This is a genomic window from Kitasatospora sp. NPDC001547, from assembly GCF_042894165.1.
Taxonomy (GTDB): Bacteria; Actinomycetota; Actinomycetes; order Streptomycetales; family Streptomycetaceae; genus Kitasatospora.
In genome coordinates this window covers 161,205-182,043 of the sequence record NZ_JBIAVL010000009.1, presented here as the reverse complement: position 1 = coordinate 182,043, position 20,839 = coordinate 161,205, and the positions used below count along the sequence as shown (strand labels likewise).

The following is a 20,839-nucleotide window of genomic DNA, read 5'->3' as shown; positions in this document are numbered from 1 at the left end:
GAGCCGGCCGCTACCGCGTCAGCAGCTCCTCCAGGACGTCCGCCCCCTTCGCCGCGCCGCCCGCCCCGCGCACGACCCGGCCCAGGGCCGCCGCCCGGGGGCGGCAGGCCCGGACGTCCCGGACGGCGTCGCGCAGGGCCCGTACGGTCGGCTCGGCGAGCGTCCGGCCGACCCCCAGTTCCTCCGCCCGCCGGGCGATCGCCCGCTGTTCCGGGATCTGCGGCACCGCCACGAAGGGCACCCCGTGGTAGAGGGACTCCATCACCGAGTTCATCCCGGCGTGGCTCAGGAACACCTCGGCGTGGCGCAGCACCGCGACCTGCGGCACGTGGGCGTGCACCTCGACGTTCGCCGGGACCGGGCCCAGCGACTCCCGGTCCAGCCCGCCCACCGCCATGACGACCTGCCAGTCGCCGCCCCCGAACGCCTCGACGCACGTCCGGTAGAACTCGGGCCGGTCGTTGAAGACGGTTCCCAGCGAGATCAGCAGGACCGGGGCCGGCGACCGCGGGCTCCACTCCTCGGCGGTCTGCCGGTCGCTCAGCGACGGCCCGACGAAGTGGAAGCGCTCGTCGAAGGTGTCCCCCGACATCTGGAACTCGCGGGGGACGAACACCAGGCTGGTCGGGGCCACGTGGCCGAACATCAGGTTCGGGTCGTCGAGGAAGGCGTGGCCCTGCGCGAACTTCCCCATGTCCTGGACCGCGGCCAGCAGCCGGGGGTTCGCGTGGTCGAAGTCGGCCGGCAGGTACACCTGCGCCGCCGAGAAGGACTCGTTCTCCGCGAAGGTCGGCACCAGGGAGACCTCCCGCACCCCGAGCAGGTTCGCCAGCATCCTCCCGGTGAAGGTCACCGAGTCGTAGCACACCGCGTCCGGCGGGTCGGCCGAGAAGTGCCCGGCCAGAACGGGGAAGGAGGCACGCGCGTCGTCGAGGTAGTACTCCATCGTCACGGCGAGCTGTTCCGCCGTGAACCCGCCCCGCGCCGCCATGTCGGGCGGCAGCTGGGAGGGCAGGACCACCGGCGACGCCCCGGCGGCGACGGCCCCGCCGATGGTGGCCGGTCCCGTGGCGTAGCTGACCCGGTGACCGCGCCGGACCAGCTCCTCGACCAGCGGCAGGGTCGGGTTCACGTGCCCGGACGCGGGCGCGCTCACGAAGGCGAAGTGGGCCATCAGCTCTCCTCCAGGATGACCGGCAGGGTCTTGTGTCCGTTGGTGAAGAAGGAACCCAGCGGCTCGAGTTCGGACGACGGGACGGCCAGCCGCAGCCCCGGGAACCGGGAGAACAACGCGGACAGCGCCGTCGTCGCCTCCAGCTTCGCCAGCGGGGTGCCGAGGCAGTAGTGCACGCCGTGCCCGAAGGTGAGGTGGTCGGCCCGCGACGGCCGGGTGACGGAGAAGGCCTCCGCGTCGGCCCCGTGCCGCGCCGGGTCGCGGCCGGCCGCGCCGTAGGACAGCAGGATCGCCTCGCCCTTGCGGATCCGCACGCCGTCCACGGAGATGTCCTCCACGGCGTACCGCAGCGGCAGGTTCGGCACCGGCGCCTGCCAGCGCAGGGTCTCGTCCACCACGTCCTCCCACGTGCTGGTCCCGGACCTGACCAGGGCGAGCTGGGACGGGTGCGTGGCCAGCGCGTGGACGGCGTGGTCGAGCAGGTTGACCGTCGTCTCGAAGCCGGCGGAGATGGTCAGCAGCAGGGTGTCCAGCAGCTCCCGCTCGGACAGCCGGGTGCCGTCCGCCTCCTGCGCGGCGATCAGGTCGCTGGTCATGTCGTCGCCGGGATCGCGCCGTTTGGCGGCCACGAGGTCCTTGAGCAGCATGTACAGCTCGCCGGAGGCGGCCTGCACGCCCGCCGGGTCCGCGTCGAGGCTGAACACCGCGTCCACCAGCCGCCGCAGGTCCGCGCCCGTCCGCGCGGTCACCCCGAACAGTCCGGTGATCACCTGGATCGGCAGCGGGAACGCGAACCGGGCGCGCAGGTCGACCGCCTGCCCCGGCGGCACCGCGGCCAGGTCGGCGATCAGGCCGGCCGTGATCTCCTCGACGCGCGGCCGCGTCGCCTCGACGCGGCGCGGGGTGAACGCCTTGGCCACCAGGCTGCGCAGCCGGGTGTGGTCGGCCCCGTAGGCGGTGAACATGTTCTGCATCGCGACCCACATGATCAGCGGCCAGTCCGGCGGGATGTCGCCGTCGCGCCACATGGGCCAGTGCTTGTTCGCGTCCTTGGAGACCCTCGGGTCGAGCAGCAGCCTCTTCGCCAGGTCGTGCCCGGTGACGGCCCAGGCCGACACGCCGCCGGGCAGTTCGACGCGCGTGGCCGGGCCGCGCTCGCGCAGGGCGGCGGCCTCGCCGAAGATGTCGCCGCCCGAGGGGTCGATGACGTACGCGTCGGCGGGCGGGGCCTGCGCGCGCACCGGCTCGGTGAAGACGGTGGCCGTACGGGGCCTGGGCGGCTCGGTGACCTCCAGCAGGGACGCGGTGAACCGCGAGCCCATGCCGAGGCCGATCGACATGATGGTGTCGCCGGGCTTCAGGGTCTCGTCGTGCAGCAGGTGGTCGATGCCGAGCAGTTGGTCGCACGGCCCGACGTGGCCGAGCTCGCGCAGCATCGGCCAGGTGGTGCGGGCCAGGTCGATGCCGAGCGGCTCCAGCACGACGACCTCCAGTTGGGCCAGGCCCAGACCGGTGACGACGAACCTGGTGACGTCGGCGACGCCGACACCGCCCTCCTTGGCGGCCTGCTCGACCGCGGTGACCAGTGCCCCGCTCATCAGCGTCAGATAGGGGGCCAGGCCGGTGACCTCGATCGGCGTACGGTTCCGGTGGCCCTCGGGGTCCGGGATCGTCGGGGTGGCGAGGACCTCCATCTGGGTCGCGGAGCTGTTGGCGGTCGCGACCAGCCGCGCCCGGCCGCCCTCGCGGTTGAGCACGGCCGCGACCGCCCCGTCGGCCAGGAAGATCCCGATGCTGGGCTGCCAGCGTTCCCACCGCGGCGGCAGGAACCGGGAGGTGGCCGTGACCAGGGTCGCGGTCGCGGCCGGGTCGGCCACCAGGTGCGCGGCGGCGGACTGCAGCGCGGCCGAGCCGCCGTTGCTGGTCGCCTCGACCTCGTAGACCAGGGCGTGGCCGAGGCCGAGGACGCGCTGGAGGTGGCAGGAGGACGCCATGTGGTCCTGGTGGTCCATCTGGGCGTAGGCGGCCATGGAGATGTCGGCGCCGCTGAGGCCGGACTCGCGCAGGGCTCCGATCGCCGCGTGCACGGCCATCGCGTGCTCGGTGACGTCGTCGGAGCGGGTGAACGACACGAAGTCCGACAGCGCGAGCAGCCGCCGCATGGTCTCGGTGTCCGGCACGGCCTGCGTCGCGGGCGTGCGGGGCGGCAGGTACCGCCCCGTTCCGCCGATGTAGACGTCGTCCCAGATCATGCTTGGTCCTTTCCCCTGAGTGCGGACAAGCCGGCCCCGTATCCGCTGAAGTCGAGGAGCCACGTGCTGACGGCCAGCGCCGTGGCAGCGGAGTGCTCCTCCAGTACGGTGAAGTGGTCGCCCGGGACGGTGAGCACTTCCTGGACGGTGGTGGACAGCCGGGGCCACGAGCGCTTCCCGGTGCCCACCAGCAGCACCGGCGCGGTGACGGGCTCCGGGGCGCCGGCCAGATCGAGGTAGCGGCCCATGGCCAGCAGCCGGTCGTCGTCGACCGGCCGGGCCTGGTGGCCGGCGTCGAGCATGCCGGTGAGCACGCCCGGCACGTCGTCGGGGTAGCCGTCGACGAGCACCACGGCGCTGGGCCGGGCCCCCCGCCGTTCCAGTTCCCCGGCGGTCGCCAGCGCCAGCCACGCGCCCATCGAACGGCCGACCAGCACCGGCGCGGCGACGGCCGACGCGGCGTCGGCGAGCGCCTGGACCAGGACGTCGGCGTCCGCGGGCAGCGGGTCGCCGGCGAAGCCCGGCAGGGTGAGCGCCGTGACGTCGCGGGCGGCCTCCAGCGCCGCGGCGAACCGCCCGTACTCCTCGATGCCGCCGGACGCCAGCGCGGACGGCAGGCAGACCAGCGACGGCTGGAGGAAGCCGGCCGCGAGGGCCACCGCCTCGACCTTGGGGGCGTCGGTGGCCGGGCCCAGCCGCGACGCCGTGGCGAGCAGGTCGAGGCCGTCCTGCGCGCGGCCGACGTCGACGGCCTTGCGCAGCAGGCGCTCCATCGGCCCGGCGACCCGGTTCTCCGGCGAGCACAGCTGCCCGTAGAGGTGGTTGACGAGTTGTTCGGGCGTCGGGAAGTCGAAGGCGAGGGTCGCCGGGAGCTGCAGCCCGGTGGCCGCGTTGAGCCGGTTGCGCAGCTCGATGGCGGTCAGCGAGTCGACGCCGTGGTCGCGGAACAGCCGGCGCGGGTCGTCGATCGCGCCGGGGGCCGTCCCGAGGATGCTCGCGCTGTGCGTGACGACCAGGTCGAGCAGCAGGGCGCGCTGCCCGGGCTCGGGCAGGGCTTCGAGCCTGGCCCGCAGGTCGCCGGGGACGGCCGCCGGGGCGGGCGCGCGCCGCGGCCGGGCGAGTCCGCGCAGCAGCGCGGGCGGGGTGTCGATCGCCGCGAGGTCGAGGCGGACCGGCACCAGCACCGGGCGTTCGCCGGCCACGGCGGTGTCGAACAGGTCGAGGGCCTGCTCGGTGGCCAGCGGCAGCATCCCGGTCCTCGCCAGCCGGCGGTGGTCGGCCGCGGTCAGGTTCCCGGTGATGCCGCTGGACTCGGCCCACTGGCCCCAGGCCAGGGAGGTGGCCGGCAGACCGCGCGCGTGCCGGTGCTCGGCGAGCGCGTCGAGGAACGCGTTCGCGGCGGCGTAGTTGGCCTGCCCGGGGGCGCCGAACACCCCGGACGCCGAGGAGAACAGCACGAACGCCCGCAGGTCCAGGTGCTCGGTGGCCTCGTGCAGGTGCCACGCGGCATCGGCCTTCGAGCGCAGGACCGTGCCGAGCTGCTCCGGTGTCATCGATCCCACCAGGGCGTCGTCGACGACGCCGGCGGCGTGCACGACGACCCGCAGGTCGGGGATCGAGGCGACGAGGTCCCGCAGTGCCCCGCGGTCCCCGGCGTCGCAGGCGACCACGGTGAGGGCGGCGCCCAGCTCCTGCCGGAGCCCGGGCGGCTCGACGCCGCGGCGGCCGGCGAGCACCACGTGCGGGGCGCCGTGCCGGGCGACCAGGTGCCGGGCGACCAGGGTGCCGAGGGTGCCGGTGCCGCCGGTGATCAGCACGGTGCCGTCCAGCGGCGCGCCGACCAGGGGCATGCCGTCCAGGGGCAGGCCGTCCAGCGGCGCAGCCGGGGCGGCCGGGGCGGCCCGCACCAGTCTCGGTACCAGGGCGGCTCCGTCGCGCAACCGGATCTCGGGCTCGCCGTCGCCCAGGGCGGCGCGCACCGCGGCGGGGACCGCCCGTCGTGAGGCGGCCGTGCCGTCGTGCCGGACGGTCAGGATCCGCCCGGGGTTCTCGCTGTGCGCGCTGCGCAGGAAGCCGGCGGCGGCGGTCGAGGCCAGGTCGTCGCCGACGAGGACCACGAGCCGGGCCGGCGTGTCGGTGGCCAGGAACTCCCGGACCGTGCCGAGCAGTTCCCGGGTCACCGCGTGGGCGGCCGCGACCGGTTCGCCCCCGCCGACGACCTCGTGGAGGACCGTCTCGGTGTCCGGGCCGTCCGGTGCCGTCATCGGCGTCCAGTCGACGGCGAACAGCGTGTTCGGCCGGCGCCCGGCGCCGTGAGCCGCCGGTTCGGCGGGCCGCAGGACGATCTCGTCGATGCTCACGACCGGTGTCCCGGCGGTGTCGGTGATCCGCACCGCGCAGGTGTCCGGCCCGGTCGGGTGCAGCACCACGCGGACCGCCGCGGCCGACCCGGTGACCGACACCCCGGAGAACGAGAAGGGCAGCCGCGCCGGGCCGCCGTCGGCGCCGCCGTCCTCGGCCGCGGCGCCCGCGGCGCCGGCGAGCAGGGTCAGCGGCTGGATGGCGGCGTCCAGGAGCGCGGGGTGGACGCGGAAACCGGTGAGCTGCGCGGGGTCCGCCGGGAAGCTCACCTCGGCGTGCAGGTCCTCGCCGTGCCGCCGGATGCCGGTGAGCCCCTGGAAGGTGGGCCCGTAGTCGTAGCCGGCTTCGGCGAGCCGGTCGTAGAACGAGTCGATGTCGATCGGCGCGGCCGGGCCGTCGTCCGTCCCTGGCCCGGCCGTCCGGTCGGCCGGTGCCGCCCGGTCCGCCGGCGGGCTGAGCACCCCGGTGGCGTGGCGGGTCCACTCGTCGGGCTCGGCGGAGGTGCGGGAGTGGACGGTGACGGGCCGGCGTCCGGTGTCGTCGGGCGCGCCGACGGTCACCTGCACGTGCGAACCGTCGCGCTCGGACAGCACCAGCGGCGCCTCCAGGACCAGTTCGGACAGGACGGGGCTGGCCGTGTGCTCGCCGGCGTGGACGACCATGTCCACGAACGCCATCGCGGGCAGCAGCGTCGATCCGAGCACGGTGTGCTCGGCCAGCCACGGGTGGACGGACGCGGAGAGCTTCCCGGTCAGCACCACGCCCTGGCCGTCGGGGAGCCTCACCAGGGACCGCAGCAGCGGATGGTCGGGCGTGTCGAGGCCCTCGGACGGGGTGGTGGGGTGGAGCCAGTAGTGCTGGTGCTGGAACGGGTACGAGGGCACGTGCGCCTCCGACGCCCCCGGCGGCGTGGTCACGGGCGGCGTCCAGCGCACGGCGCCGTCCGCCCACAACCGCCCCAGCCCGGCGAACAACCGCTCCGGGGAGTCACCGCCACGGCGCATCAAGCCGGTTGGCACCAGATGCGGATGCGGGCCCACCTCCACGAACCCCGTCACGCCCCGGTCCGTCAGCCATTCCATGGCGTCGGCGAACCGGACGGGCTCGCGCACCTGCCGCACCCAGTACCCGGCCTCGCCCAGGTCCACCGGACGCCCGGCCACCGTGGAGACCACCGGGATCACCGGCTCGCCGAACGACAGACCGGCCGCCACCTCACCGAGGTCCTCCAGCACCGGATCCATCCGCGCCGAATGGAACGCGTGACTCACCGCCAGCCGCCGCACCCGCCGCCCACGGCCGCGCCACACCTCGGCGACGGCCGCCACCGCGGCCTCGTCGCCCGACACCACCACCGCGTCCACCGCGTTGACCGCCGCCACCTCGGCCCCCGGCAGCAGCGACCCCTCCACCTCCTCCAGCGAGGCCTGGAGCGAGACCATCGCCCCACCCCCGGGCAGCCCCTGCATCAACCGGCCACGCGCCCCCACCAGGACACACGCGTCCTCCAGGCCCAGCACCCCGGCCACATGCGCCGCCGCCACCTCACCGACGGAATGCCCGACCACGAAGTCCGGCCGCACACCCAGCCACTCCACCAGCCGGAACAGCGCCACCTCCAGCGCGAACACCGCGCCCTGGGTGAACCGGGTCTCACCGAGCACGCCCTCCGCGTCCTCGAACAACACCTCCACCGGCAACCCCAGCAGCCCGCACACCTCGTCCAACGCCCGCGCGAACACCGGGAACTCCCGATACAAACCCAGCCCCATCCCCGCCCACTGACCCCCCTGACCGGAGAACACGAACGCCGACTTCCCGGAGTCGCGGGCCTCGCCGGTCACCAGCCCGGGATGCGCCTCCCCGCGCAACAGGGCCGCCAGTGCCTCCGGTCCGGTCACCACGGCCCGGTGGGCGAACCGGGCCCGCGCGGCGAGCGCGTCGGCGATTCCGTCCTGGTCGGGGGCCTCGGCCGCGTACGTCAGCAGTCTGCGGGCCTGGGCCCGGAGCGCCTGCTCGGACTTCGCCGACAGCAGCCACGGCACCGGCACGACGGCCGCAGGGGCGGGCACGTCAGCGGGATCGTAAGCAGGGGACTCCTCGGCCGGTGCCTCCAGGATCACGTGCGCGTTGGTGCCGCTGATGCCGAACGCGGACACGCCGGCACGGCGGGGACGTCCCGTCTCCGGCCAGGGCCGGGCCTCGGTCAGCAGGGAGACCTGGCCCTCCGACCAGTCGACGTGGGAGGTCGGCGCGTCGACGTGCAGCGTCGGCGGCAGTTGCCCGTGCCGCATCGCCATCACCATCTTGATCACACCCGCCACGCCGGCGGCGGCTTGCGTGTGGCCGATGTTCGACTTCACCGACCCCAGCCACAACGGCTCCGTCCGGTCCCGGCCGTAGGTCGCCAGCAGCGCCTGCGCCTCGATGGGGTCACCGAGCGTCGTCCCCGTCCCGTGCGCCTCCACCGCGTCCACCTCGGACGCCGCCAACCCGGCACTGGCGAGGGCCTGACGGATCACCCGCTCCTGCGACGGGCCGTTCGGCGCGGTGAGGCCGTTGGACGCCCCGTCCTGGTTCACCGCGCTTCCCGCGACGACCGCCAGCACCCGGTGGCCGTTGCGCCGCGCGTCCGACAACCGCTCCAGCAGTACCAATCCGGCGCCCTCACCCCACGCCGTGCCGTCGGCCGCCTCGGCGAACGCCTTCACCCGGCCATCGGCCGCAAGCCCCCGCTGCCGGGAGAAGTCGATGAAGGCGGCGGGTGTCGCCATGACGGTCACCCCGCCGGCCAGGGCCATCGAGCACTCCCCTGCCCGCAAGGCCTGCGCCGCCAGGTGGATCGCCACCAGCGACGACGAGCACGCCGTGTCCACCGACACCGCCGGCCCCTCCAACCCCAGCAGGTAGGACACCCGCCCGGAGCTCACACTCGTCGCCGTGCCGGTGGCCACATAGCCGTCCGCGTCGCGCGAGATCTGCTCCACTCCGCCCGCGTAACCGGACGCCCAGATGCCGGTGAAGACGCCCGTCCGGCTGCCCCGCAACGACGTCGGATCGATCCCCGCGTCCTCGAACGTCTCCCACGCCGTCTCCAGCAGCACCCGCTGCTGCGGATCCATCGCCAACGCCTCACGCGGCGAGATCCCGAAGAACCCGGCGTCGAACCCCGCCGCGTCCACGAGAAAACCACCCGACCGCGTGTACGACCTCCCCGGACCACCCGCCGGATCGTAGAGCCGACCCACGTCCCACCCACGATCCGCCGGGAACTCCCCCACCGCGTCCACCCCACCGGACACCAGATCCCACAACTCCCGGGCCGACCCCACCCCACCCGGATACCGGGCCCCCAGCCCCACCACGACCACCGGATCACCCGACACCGGAACCCCCACCGCCACGGGCACGGCCGTCCGGCGCTCCTTGCCGAGGACCACGTCACGCAGGTACTCGGCCAGCCGGGCCGGGGTCGGGTGGTCGAAGACCATCGTCGCCGGCAGCCGTGCCCCGACCACCGTGGAGAGCCGGTTGCGCAGTTCGACCGCGGTGAGCGAGTCGAAGCCCAGGTCCTTGAAGGCCAGGTCGCCGCCGATCTCGTCGCCGCGGCCCAGCACGGCCGAGGCGTGGGTGCTGACCAGGTCGAGCAGGATCTCGCGTTGCCGGGCCTCGGGCAGCGATCCCAGTTCGCCCGCCAATGCGGTGGTCCGCACCGGTTTGCGGGCGCGCGCCAGCGCGCGCAGCACCGGCCGGTCGCCCAGGGCGGACACCTTGAACCGGGCGGCGACCACCGCCGGTTCCGCGGTCTCCAGGCCCCCGTCGAACAGCCCGAGTCCGTAGTCGGTCGCCATCGGCAGCAGCCCCGAGCGGGCGAGGCGTTCACCGTCGGCCTCGGACATCCGCCCGGTCAGCCCGCTGGCCTCGGCCCAGTAGCCCCAGGCCAGCGACACGGCCGGCAGTCCGAGGGCATGCCGGTGCGCGGCCAGGCCGTCGAGATAGGCGTTCGCCGCCGCGTAGTTGGCCTGCCCTGCCGCACCGAGCGTGCCGGCGGCCGAGGAGAAGAGGACGAAGGCCGTGAGGTCCAGCCCACGGGTGAGGTCGTGGAGGTTCCACGCCGCCCGTGCCTTGGGCTCCCAGACCACGGCGAGCCGTTCGGGCGACAACGACTCCACGACCCCGTCGTCGAGCGCACCGGCCGCGTGCACGACCGCGGTCAGCGGACGCTCGGCCGGGATCGCGTCCAGTACGGCCGCCAGCGCCTGCCGGTCGGCGACGTCGCAGGCCGCCACCGTCACCTCCGCGCCCAGCCCGGCCAGCTCCTCGCACAACGCCGCCCCGCCCCCGCTACGGCTGACCAGCACCAGGTGCCGCACACCCCGCTCGGCCACCAGGTGCCGGGCCACCCGGCCACCCAGCGTCCCCGTACCACCCGTGATCAGCACCGTGCCGTGGGGGTCGACCGGCTGGGGGACGGTGAGGACGATCTTCCCCACGTGAGCGGCCCGGCTCATGAACCGGAACGCGTCCCGCGCGCGGCGGACGTCCCAGGTGGTGAGTGGCGGCAGACGCAGCTCGCCCGCCCCGAGCAGCCGGACGGCCTCGGCCAGGATCTCCCCCAGCCGCTCCGGCCCCGCATCGGCCAGGTCGAAGGCCATCACGCCGGGCCGGACGTCGGCCTTGCCCATCTCCACGAACCGCCCGCCGGGCGCGAGCAGCCGCAGCGAGGCGTCCAGGAACTCGCCGGACAGCGAGTTCAGCACCACGTCCACGGGCGGGAACCTCCGCTCGAACTCCAGGGTGCGCGACGAGGCGATGTGGTCCTCGTCCAGCCCCAGGGCGCGCAGCGCCTCCCACTTGCCCGGGCCGGCGGTGGCGAACACCTCCGCCCCGAGCCGCCGGGCCAGTTGGACCGCCGCCATGCCCACGCCGCCGGTGCCGGCGTGGATCAGCACCCGGTCACCGGCCTTCAGCCCGCCCAGGTCGCGCAGCCCGTACCAGGCGGTCAGGAACGCGATCGGCACGGTGGCGGCCTGGGCGAACGTCCACTCGTCGGGGATGCGCACCAGCACCCTGTGGTCGGCGACGGCCACCCGGCCGAACGCGCCGGGCAGCAGCCCGGCGACCCGGTCGCCCGGCCGCAGTCCGGTGACCTCGGTGCCGACCTCGGTGACGACACCCGCGCCCTCGCTGCCGAGCAGCGCCGGGTCCGGGTAGACGCCGAGGGCGATCAGCACGTCCCGGAAGTTCAGTCCGGCCGCCCGCACGGCGACGCGGACCTCCCGGGGCCCGGGCGGGCCCTGCTCGTACGGCAGGAAGGCGAGGTCGTCCAGGCTGCCCGTGCCCGTCTGCGTCAGCCGTCCGTCGAACTCCTCCGGTGCGGAGCGCACCAGCCGGGGCACGTAGACGGCGCCACCGCGCACCGCCACCTGGTCCTCGTCGCCGACCGACAGGCCGTCGGGCAGCTCGTCGGCGTCCACGAGCACGAACCGGCCTGGATGCTCGGACTGCGCGGACCGGACCAGGCCCCAGACGGCCGAGGCTTCCGGGTCGTTCACCCCGTCACCGGGGACGACGGCGACCGCGCCCCGCGTGCGCACCACGAGCCGTTCGCCGGGCCCGGCCAGGAAGTCCTGGACGGCCGTCAGCGCCTCGGCGACCGAGCCGGGCGAGACGACGGCGTCACCGAGCGCGCCTTCGCCGAGCGCGCCGTCGCCGGGGGTCAGCGGAATCCAGTCGAGGGCGTACAGCGGGCCGCGTCCGGCCATCGGACGGGTGGTCAGCGCCTCGACGGTCGCGACGGGCTCGCCGGACCGGTCCGCCAGGTGGACGGCGTACGTGCCGGGGCGCACCACCGTCAGCCGCACGCGCGCGGAGGTCACGCCCGTGCGGTGGACCGCGATCCCGTTCAGCGAGAACGGCAGCCGTACGTCGCCTTCGGTGCCGGACAGCAGCGCCAGCGGTTGCAGGGCGGCGTCCAGCAGGGCCGGATGGACGGAGAACCGGGCCGCGTCCGGCACGGTGACCTCGGCGAACACCTCGTCGCCGCGGCGCCACACCGCCTGCACGGCCTGGAAGGCCGGCCCGTACTCGTAGCCCGCCGCGGCGAGCGTGTCGTAGAGCCCGGTGACCGGTTCCGCGCCGGCCGGCGGCCACTGCGTCAGCTCCCGCCCGGCCGCGGGTTCCCCGCCCACCGTGCCGGTGGCGTGCCGCACCCAGCCGTCCGTACGGGACCGGACGTCGACCGTGCGGCGGCCGGTCCCGTCCGGCTCGCCCACGACGACCTGCACGTCCACCGCGCCGTCCGCGGGCACCACCAGCGGCGCCTCCAGGACCAGTTCCTCCACTGCCGCCCCGGCCGCCTGCACCACCAGTTCGACGAACGCCGTCGCGGGCAGCAGCACCGTCCCCAGGACGGAGTGGTCCGCGAGCCAGGGGTGGGTGGCCAGGGAGAGCCGACCCGTCAGGACCCGCTGCTCGCCCACCTCGACGGCGGCGCCGAGCAGCGGGTGGTCCACCGGGTCGAGCCCGGCCGCGGAGACGTCGCCCGCGCCCCCGGCGAGCCAGAACCGCGTCCGCTGGAAGGGGTAGGTGGGCAGCGTCACCGGCTCCCGTTCGGGGAACGGCCACCGCACCGGCACGCCCGCGACGAACAGCCGCGCCGCGGCGGCCAGGAACTCGGCCGGGGTGCCGTGGTCGCGGCGCAGCGTCCCGGTCACCACACCTGCCTCGTGCTCCTCCAGCGCGGGCGTGAGCACCGGGTGCGGGCTGATCTCGAGGAAGACGGGGTCGCTGTCCGAGGCGAGCAGCAGCCGGGTGGTCTGGTCGAACAGCACCGGTTCGCGGAGGTTGCGGTACCAGTAGCCGGCGTCGAGGGCGGAGGTGTCGACCGGCTCGCCGGTCACCGTGGAGTAGAACGGCACCGCCGCCGACTGCGGTGTGATGTCGGCCAGTTCGGTGAGCAGTCGCTCGCGGATCGCCTCGACCTGGGCGGAGTGGGCGGCGTAGTCCACCGGCAGGCGGCGGGCGCGGATGCCGTCGGCCTCACAGGCCGCCAGCAACTCGTCCAGCGCGCCCAGATCGCCCGAAACCACCACGCTGCCCGCCGAGTTGACCACCGCCACCGTCAGTCGACCGTCCCAGCGGGCCACCAACTCGGCGGCCTGCTCGTGCCCGAGGCCGACCGACACCATCCCGCCCTGACCCGCCAGAGCGACCAGCGCCCTGCTGCGCAGGGCGACCACCTTGGCGGCGTCGTCCAGGGACAGCGCTCCGGCCACGTAGGCGGCCGCGATCTCGCCCTGCGAATGCCCGACGACGGCATCCGGCTCCACCCCGTGGGCACGCCACAGCTCCGCCAGCGCCACCATCACCGCGAACAGGGCGGGCTGCACGACATCGACCCGCTCCAGCGAGCCGCCACCGGTCAGCACCTCCACCAACGACCAGTCCGTGAACGCCGCCAACGCGGCATCACACGCCTCGATCACCTCCCGGAACACCGGCTCCGAGCCGTACAACTCCCCACCCATGCCGACCCACTGCGCACCCTGCCCCGGGAACACGAACACCGACCGGCCCAGCGGACGCGCGGTCCCGGTGACCAGACCCGGCGCCGACCGGCCCTCCGCCAGGGCCTCCAGCGCCTCCACACCGCTCAGCACCGCCCGGTGCTTGAACACGGTACGGGCGGCCAGAGCGCCCCCGACCGCCGCCGGGCTCACCTCGGGATGCACGGCGGCGAAGGCACCCAGCCGACGCGCCTGCTCCCGCAACGCCACCTCGGACCTGGCCGACAACATCCACGGCACCACCCCGCCCGCGGACCCGGTCGAAACCCCGGCCGGCTCCTCGGCAGCCGCCTCGATCACCACATGCGCGTTCGTCCCGCTGATGCCGAAGGCCGAGATGCCCGCGCGGCGCGGGTGGCCGCTGTCGGGCCAGGGCCGGGCCTCGGTGAGCAGCCGGATGTTTCCGGAATCCCAGTCGACGTGCGAGGTCGGCGCGTCGACGTGCAGCGTCGGCGGCAGTTGCCCGTGCCGCATCGCCATCACCATCTTGATCACACCCGCCACACCGGCCGCCGCCTGGGTGTGCCCGATGTTCGACTTCACCGAGCCCAGCCACAACGGCTCCGCCCGGTCCCGGCCGTAGGTCGCCAACAGCGCCTGCGCCTCGATGGGGTCACCGAGCGTCGTCCCCGTGCCGTGCGCCTCCACCGCGTCCACTTCGGACGCCGCCAACCCGGCACTGGCGAGGGCCTGACGGATCACCCGCTCCTGCGACGGACCGTTCGGCGCCCCGAGGCCGTTGGAGGTGCCGTCCTGGTTGACCGCCGAGCCCCGCACCACCGCCAGCACCCGGTGGCCGTTGCGGCGGGCGTCCGACAGCCGCTCCAACAGCACCAAGCCGGCGCCCTCACCCCACGCCGTACCGTCAGCCGCCTCGGCGAACGCCTTCACCCTCCCGTCGGGAGCCAGGCCGCGCTGGCGCGAGAACTCCGTGAACCCCAGCGGGGTCGCCATCACGGTCACCCCGCCGGCCAGGGCCATCGAGCACTCCCCTGCCCGCAAGGCCTGCGCCGCCAGGTGGATCGCCACCAGCGAGGACGAGCAGGCGGTGTCCAGCGAGACCGCCGCGCCCTCCAGCCCCAGCAGGTAGGCGATCCGGCCGGAGGTCACGCTGGTCGCGGCGCCCGTACCGAGATAGCCCTCGGCGTCGGCGGGTGCCTGGTCGCCGTAGCCGGACGCCCAGATGCCGGTGAAGACGCCCGTCCGGCTGCCCCGCAAGGACGTCGGATCGATCCCCGCGTCCTCGAACGTCTCCCACGCCGTCTCCAGCAGCACCCGCTGCTGCGGATCCATCGCCAACGCCTCACGCGGCGAGATCCCGAAGAAATCGGCATCGAACCCCGCCGCGTCCACGAGGAAGCCACCCGACCGCGTGTACGACGTCCCCGGATGATCCGCATCCGGATGGAACAACCCCTCCACGTCCCACCCCCGATCAGCCGGAAATCCGCCGATCGCATCCACCCCACCCGACACCAGGCCCCACAACTCCTCCGGCGACCCCACCCCACCCGGCAACCGGCACCCCATGCCCACGATCACCACCGGATCAGCCCCGTCACCCGCCCCGCCCACCGGCACCACCGGCGCCACGGCCCCACCGAGGAGCTCGCTCAACAGGTGCTCGGCGAGTTGCCGCGGGGTGGGGTGGTCGAATGTGACGGTGGCGGGCAGGCGCAGGCCGGTGGCGGTGTTGAGCCGGTTGCGCAGTTCGACGGAGGTCAGGGAGTCGAAGCCGAGGTCCTTGAACGGTTGCCGGTCCCATCCGGCCTCCGGTTCGCGGTGGCCGAGCACGGCGGCGGTGTCGGCGGTGACCAGGTCGAGGGCGGCTCGCAGCCGTTCGGCCTCCGGCAGTGACCGCAGGCGGTCGGCGATCGCGCCGTGCCGCGCCGGGCGCCGGACCGTCTTGCGGGAGACGAGGCCCTTGAGCGCCGCCGGGGCCGCCGGGGCGCCCGTCATCACGGACAGGTCGAGGCGTACCGGCACCAGGGCGGCCCGGTCCGTGGCCAGGGCCGCGTCGAACAGCGACAGGGCGTGGTCGGTGGCCAGCGGCACGACCCCGGCTCGCACCAGCCGGTCCTGGTCGGCACCGGTCAGGTGCCCGGTCATGCCGCTCGGCTCGGCCCAGTAGCCCCAGGCCAGCGAGGTCGCCGGGAGGCCCAGGGCACGCCGGTGCACGGCGAGGGCGTCGAGGAAGGTGTTGGCCGCGGCGTAGTTGGCCTGGCCGGGGCTGCCGAGCGTGCCGGCCGCCGAGGAGAAGAGGACGAAGGCCGTGAGGTCCAGCCCACGGGTGAGGTCGTGGAGGTTCCACGCCGCCCGCGCCTTGGGCTCCCAGACCGCGGTGAGGCGCTCAGGCGTCAGGGACTCGACCACGGCGTCATCGAGCACACCGGCCGCGTGCACGACCGCGGTCAGCGGACGCTCGGCCGGGATCGAGTCCAGTACGGCCGCCAGCGCCTGCCGGTCGGCGACGTCGCAGGCCGCCACCGTCACCTCCGCGCCCAGTCCGGCCAGTTCCTCGCACAACGCCGCCCCGCCCCCGCTACGGCTGACCAGCACCAGGTGCCGCACACCCCGCTCGGCCACCAGGTGCCGGGCCACCCGGCCACCCAGCGTCCCCGTACCACCCGTGATCAGCACCGTGCCGTGGGGGTCGACCGGCTGGGGGACGGTGAGGACGATCTTCCCGATGTGAGCGGCCCGGCTCATGAACCGGAACACGTCGACCGCGTCCCGGACCCCGCGTACGTCCAGCGGCAGCGATGCGAACCCGCCGTCCGCGAAGGCCCGGACGACGGCGTCCAGGATCTCGCCGAGCCGCTCCGGCCCCGCGTCGGCGATGTCGAACGCCCGGTAGACGATGTCGGGATGGTCGGCCGCGTCGCGGATGTCGGTCTTGCCCATCTCCACGAACCGACCGCCGGGCGCGAGCAGCCGCAGGGAGGCGTCGACGAACTCGCCGGACAGCGAGTCCAGGACCACGTCCACGGGCGGGAACTTCTGCTCGAACTCCAGGGTGCGCGACGAGGCGATGTGGTCCTCGTCCAGCCCCAGGGCGCGCAGCGCCTCCCACTTGCCCGGGCCGGCGGTGGCGAACACCTCCGCCCCGAGCCGCCGGGCCAGTTGGACCGCCGCCATGCCCACGCCGCCGGTGCCGGCGTGGATCAGCACCCGGTCACCGGCCTTCAGCCCGCCCAGGTCGCGCAGCCCGTACCAGGCGGTCAGGAACACCACGGGCACGGACGCGGCCCTGGCGAACGACCAGTCGTCGGGCATCCGGACCAGCAGCCGCTGGTCGGCGACGGTGACCGGGCCGAAGGCGCCGGGGACCAGGCCCATGACCCGGTCGCCGGGCCGGAACCGGGTGTCCGGGCCGGTTTCGAGGACGACGCCCGCGCCTTCGCCGCCCATCAGGGCCTCGCCGGGGTACACGCCGAGGGCGATCAGCACGTCCCGGAAGTTCAGGCCGGCCGCCCGCATGGCGATCCGGACCTGCCCGGGGTCCAGCGGATCCATCAGCTCCGGGCGGGGCACCAGCGCCAGGCCGTCGATGCTGCCGGTGCCCGTGTCCTCCAGCCTCCAGGCCCCGTCCGGCGGGGTGAGGCTCGCGCCGACGCGGACCAGGCGCGGGACGCGCAGCATCCCTTGGCGTACCGCCAGTTCCGGCTCGTCGGTGTCGGCGATCAGCGCGGGGTCCCAGGTCGCGTCGGCGTCGACCAGAACGAACCGGTCGGGGTGTTCGGCCCGCGCGCCGCGGACCAGGCCCCAGACCATCGAGTGGTGGAGGCCGACCACGTCACCGGGCGCGGCGGCGACGGCGTTGCGGGTGACGACCACCAGCCGCCCACGCTCGCCGGCCAGGTGGTCCCGGATCACGGCGAGGACGCTCCGCGCGCTCTCGTACGCCGCCTCGACGGGGTCCGCCTCGGGCGCCGGCCCGGGCACCTCGTGGACGACCAGGTCCGCGAGGTCGCCGCCCGTCGGCGCCGGTTCGACGGCCGGCGAATCACAGGACAGCCAGTCGAGTGCGTACAGGCTGTCCGGGACGGCGGTGGCGTCCCGGACGGTCAGCGAGGTGACGACCGCGACCGGGGTGCCGTCCTGATCGGCCACGGCCACGGTGTACGTGTCCGGCCCGGTGGCGGACAGGCGTACCCGCAGCGGCCCTCGGCCCGCGGACCGTATCGCCACTCCGGTGAACGCGAACGGCAGGCCGGTGCGGTCGGTGAGGAACGCCATGGGGTGCAGGGCGGCGTCGAGCAGCGCGGGGTGCAGGGTGAACGGTTCCTCGACGGGAAGCTCCACCTCGGCGTAGACGGTGTCGCCGACCCGCCGGGCCGCCGTGACGCCCTGGAACGCCGGGCCGTACTCGTAGCCGAGCACGGACAGCGCGTCGTAGAGCCCGTCGACGTCGAGGGGCTCACCGGCCCGCGGCCAGTCCCAGGCGCTCAGCACCGGCTCCTCGCCCAGGGTCCCGGTGGCGTGCCGCACCCACTCGTCGCCGTCCCGCGAGTACACCGTGAGCGGGTTGCGGCCGTCGTCCTCGGGGCCCACGACGACCTGGAGGTCCACCGGGGTGTCGTCGAGAACGAGCGGCGTTTCGAGCACCAGCTCCTCGACCGCGCAGCCGAGCCGGCCGGCCGCGTAGGCCGCCATTTCCGCGAACGCCGTGCCGGGCAGGAGGACGGAGCCCCGCACGGCGTGGTCGGCCAGCCACGGGTGGGTGGCGAGCGAGATCCGTCCGCTGAGCACCGCGCCGTCGGGCAGTTCCACGAACGTGCTGAGCAGGGGGTGGTCGCCCGAAGCCGTCGGGACGGGCCGCAGCCAGTACGGCCGGCGCTGGAAGGCGTACGTCGGCAGGTCGACGGGCTCGGTGTCGTCCGGGAGCCGCCAGTCGACCGGGACGCCGTGGACGTGCAGGCGGGCCCTCGGGGTGAGGAAGTCTTCCTGGTCGCGCCGGAGCGTGCCGGTGACGAGGAGGTCGGAGCCGTGGTGGTGTCCGGTCTCCTCGACGGCGGAGACCAGGACCGGGTGCGGGCTGACCTCGACGAAGACGGTGTGGCCGTGGTCGAGCAGCGCACGGGTGGTCTGCTCGAACAGCACGGGTTCGCGGAGGTTGCGGTACCAGTAGCCGGCGTCGAGGGCGGAGGTGTCGACCGGCTCGCCGGTCACCGTGGAGTAGAACGGCACCGCCGCCGACTGCGCTGTGATGTCGGCCAGTTCGGTGAGCAGTCGCTCGCGGATCGCCTCGACCTGGGCGGAGTGGGCGGCGTAGTCCACCGGCAGGCGGCGGGCGCGGATGCCGTCGGCCTCACAGGCCGCCAGCAACTCGTCCAGCGCGCCCAGATCGCCCGAAACCACCACGCCGTCCGCCGAGTTGACCACCGCCACCGTCAGCCGACCGTCCCAGCGGGCCACCAACTCGGCGGCCTGCTCGTGCCCGACGCCTAGGGAAAGCATGCCGCCCTGACCCGCCAGAGCGACCAGCGCCCTGCTCCGTAACGCCACCACCTTGGCGGCGTCGTCCAGGGACAGCACCCCGGCCACGTAGGCGGCCGCGATCTCGCCCTGCGAATGCCCGACCACGGCATCCGGCTCCACACCGTGGGCACGCCACAGCTCCGCCAGCGCCACCATCACCGCGAACAGGGCAGGCTGCACCACATCCACCCGCTCCAGCGAGCCGCCACCGGTCAGCACCTCCACCAACGACCAGTCCGTGAACGGCGCCAACGCGGCATCACACGCCTCGATCACCTCCCGGAACACCGGCTCCGAGGCGTACAACTCCCCACCCATGCCGACCCACTGCGCACCCTGCCCCGGGAACACGAACACCGACCGGCCCAGCGGACGCGCGGTCCCGGCGACCAGACCCGGCGCCGACCGGCCCTCCACCAGAGCCTCCAACGCCTCCACACCGCTCAGCACCGCCCGGTGCTCGAACCGCGACCGCCCCGCCAGCGCCCGACCCACCGCAACCGCGCCAACCTCCGGATGCCCGGCCAGGAACGCCCCCAGCCGACGCGCCTGCTCCCGCAGGGCCGCGTCCGACTTCCCCGACAACACCCACGGCACCACGCCACCCGCGGACTCCGTCGAGACGCCGACCGGCTCCCCGACAGCCGCCTCGATCACCACGTGCGCGTTCGTCCCGCTGATGCCGAACGCGGACACGCCGGCACGGCGGGGGCGCCCCGTCTCCGGCCACGGCCGGGCCTCGGTGAGCAGGGAGACACGGCCCGCCGACCAGTCGACGTGGGAGCTCGGCGCGTCCACGTGGAGGGTCCGCGGCAGTTGCCCGTGCCGCATCGCCATCACCATCTTGATCACACCGGCCACACCGGCCGCCGCCTGGGTGTGCCCGATGTTCGACTTCACCGAGCCCAGCCACAACGGCTCCGCCCGCCCCTGGCCGTACGTCGCCAGCAACGCCTGCGCCTCGATCGGATCGCCGAGGGTGGTGCCGGTGCCGTGCGCCTCCGCCGCGTCCACCTCGGACGCCTCCAGCCCGGCACTGGCGAGGGCCTGCCGGATGACGCGTTCCTGGGCGGGGCCGTTCGGCGCCGCGAGCCCGTTCGACGCCCCGTCCTGGTTGACCGCCGAACCCCGCACCACCGCCAGCACCCGGTGACCGTTGCGCCGCGCGTCCGACAACCGCTCCAGCAGCACCACTCCGGCGCCCTCACCCCACGCCGTACCGTCGGCCGCCTCGGCGAACGCCTTCACCCGTCCATCGGCCGCAAGCCCCCGCTGCCGCGAGAACTCGACGAACCCCGCCGGCGTCGCCATCACCGTCACCCCACCGGCCAGGGCCATCGAGCACTCCCCTGCCCGCAAGGCCTGCGCCGCCAGGTGGATCGCCACCAGCGACGACGAGCACGCCGTGTCCACCGACACCGCCGGACCCTCCAACCCCAGCAGGTACGACACCCGCCCGGACGTGGCGCTGGTGGCCGTTCCGGTGGCGAGAAAGCCTTCGAGGTCCGGCGGCGGCTGGTTGCCGTAGCCGGAGGACCAGAGGCCGGTGAACACGGCCGTGCGGCTGCCGCCGAGCGTGGTCGGGTCGATGCCGGCGTGCTCGAAGGTCTCCCAGGCGGTCTCCAGCAGCACCCGCTGCTGCGGATCCATCGCCAACGCCTCGCGCGGCGAGATCCCGAAGAACCCGGCGTCGAACCCGGCGCCGTCGGCGAGGAAGCCGCCCGACCGGCTGTAGGTCGTGCCCGGCCGGTCCGGGTCGGGGTCGTGGACGACGTCCCAGCCACGGTCCGGCGGGAACTCGGTGATCGCGTCGGCGCCGTCCGAGACGAGCCGCCACAGGCCGTCCGGGGACTCGACTCCGCCCGGGTAGCGGCAGCCCATGCCGATGATCGCGATCGGCTCGCGTGCGGCCTCCTCCAGGTCGGCGAGGCGCCTGCTGAGCACTCCCAGGTCGGCCGTGGCGCGCTTGAGGTAGGTGCGGAGCTTCTCTTCGTCGGACATCG

3 protein-coding genes are annotated in these 20,839 nt (G+C 74.5%); all 3 read right to left on the bottom strand.

All coding sequences use genetic code 11. The features are described 5' to 3' along the window. Positions 1-10 precede the first annotated feature (10 nt). From ACFY0X_RS18835 to ACFY0X_RS18825, 3 genes are read right to left on the bottom strand one after another with little or no spacing between them, the layout of a single operon-like run. Positions 11-1,174 (bottom strand): macrolide family glycosyltransferase, encoded by a 1,164-nt coding sequence (locus tag ACFY0X_RS18835; protein ID WP_387755958.1) that lies wholly within the window; start codon positions 1,172-1,174, stop codon positions 11-13. Next, positions 1,174-3,426, bottom strand: a complete 2,253-nt coding sequence (locus ACFY0X_RS18830) for a cytochrome P450 (RefSeq protein ID WP_387755956.1) — start codon at positions 3,424-3,426, stop codon at positions 1,174-1,176. Before ACFY0X_RS18830 ends, ACFY0X_RS18835 begins: the two co-directional genes overlap by 1 nt. After that, positions 3,423-20,837: an SDR family NAD(P)-dependent oxidoreductase gene (locus ACFY0X_RS18825; RefSeq protein ID WP_387755954.1), complete on the bottom strand. Its 17,415-nt coding sequence runs from the start codon at positions 20,835-20,837 to the stop codon at positions 3,423-3,425. The genes ACFY0X_RS18830 and ACFY0X_RS18825 overlap by 4 nt, the downstream gene beginning before the upstream one ends. Between the last annotated feature and the right edge of the window lie 2 nt (positions 20,838-20,839).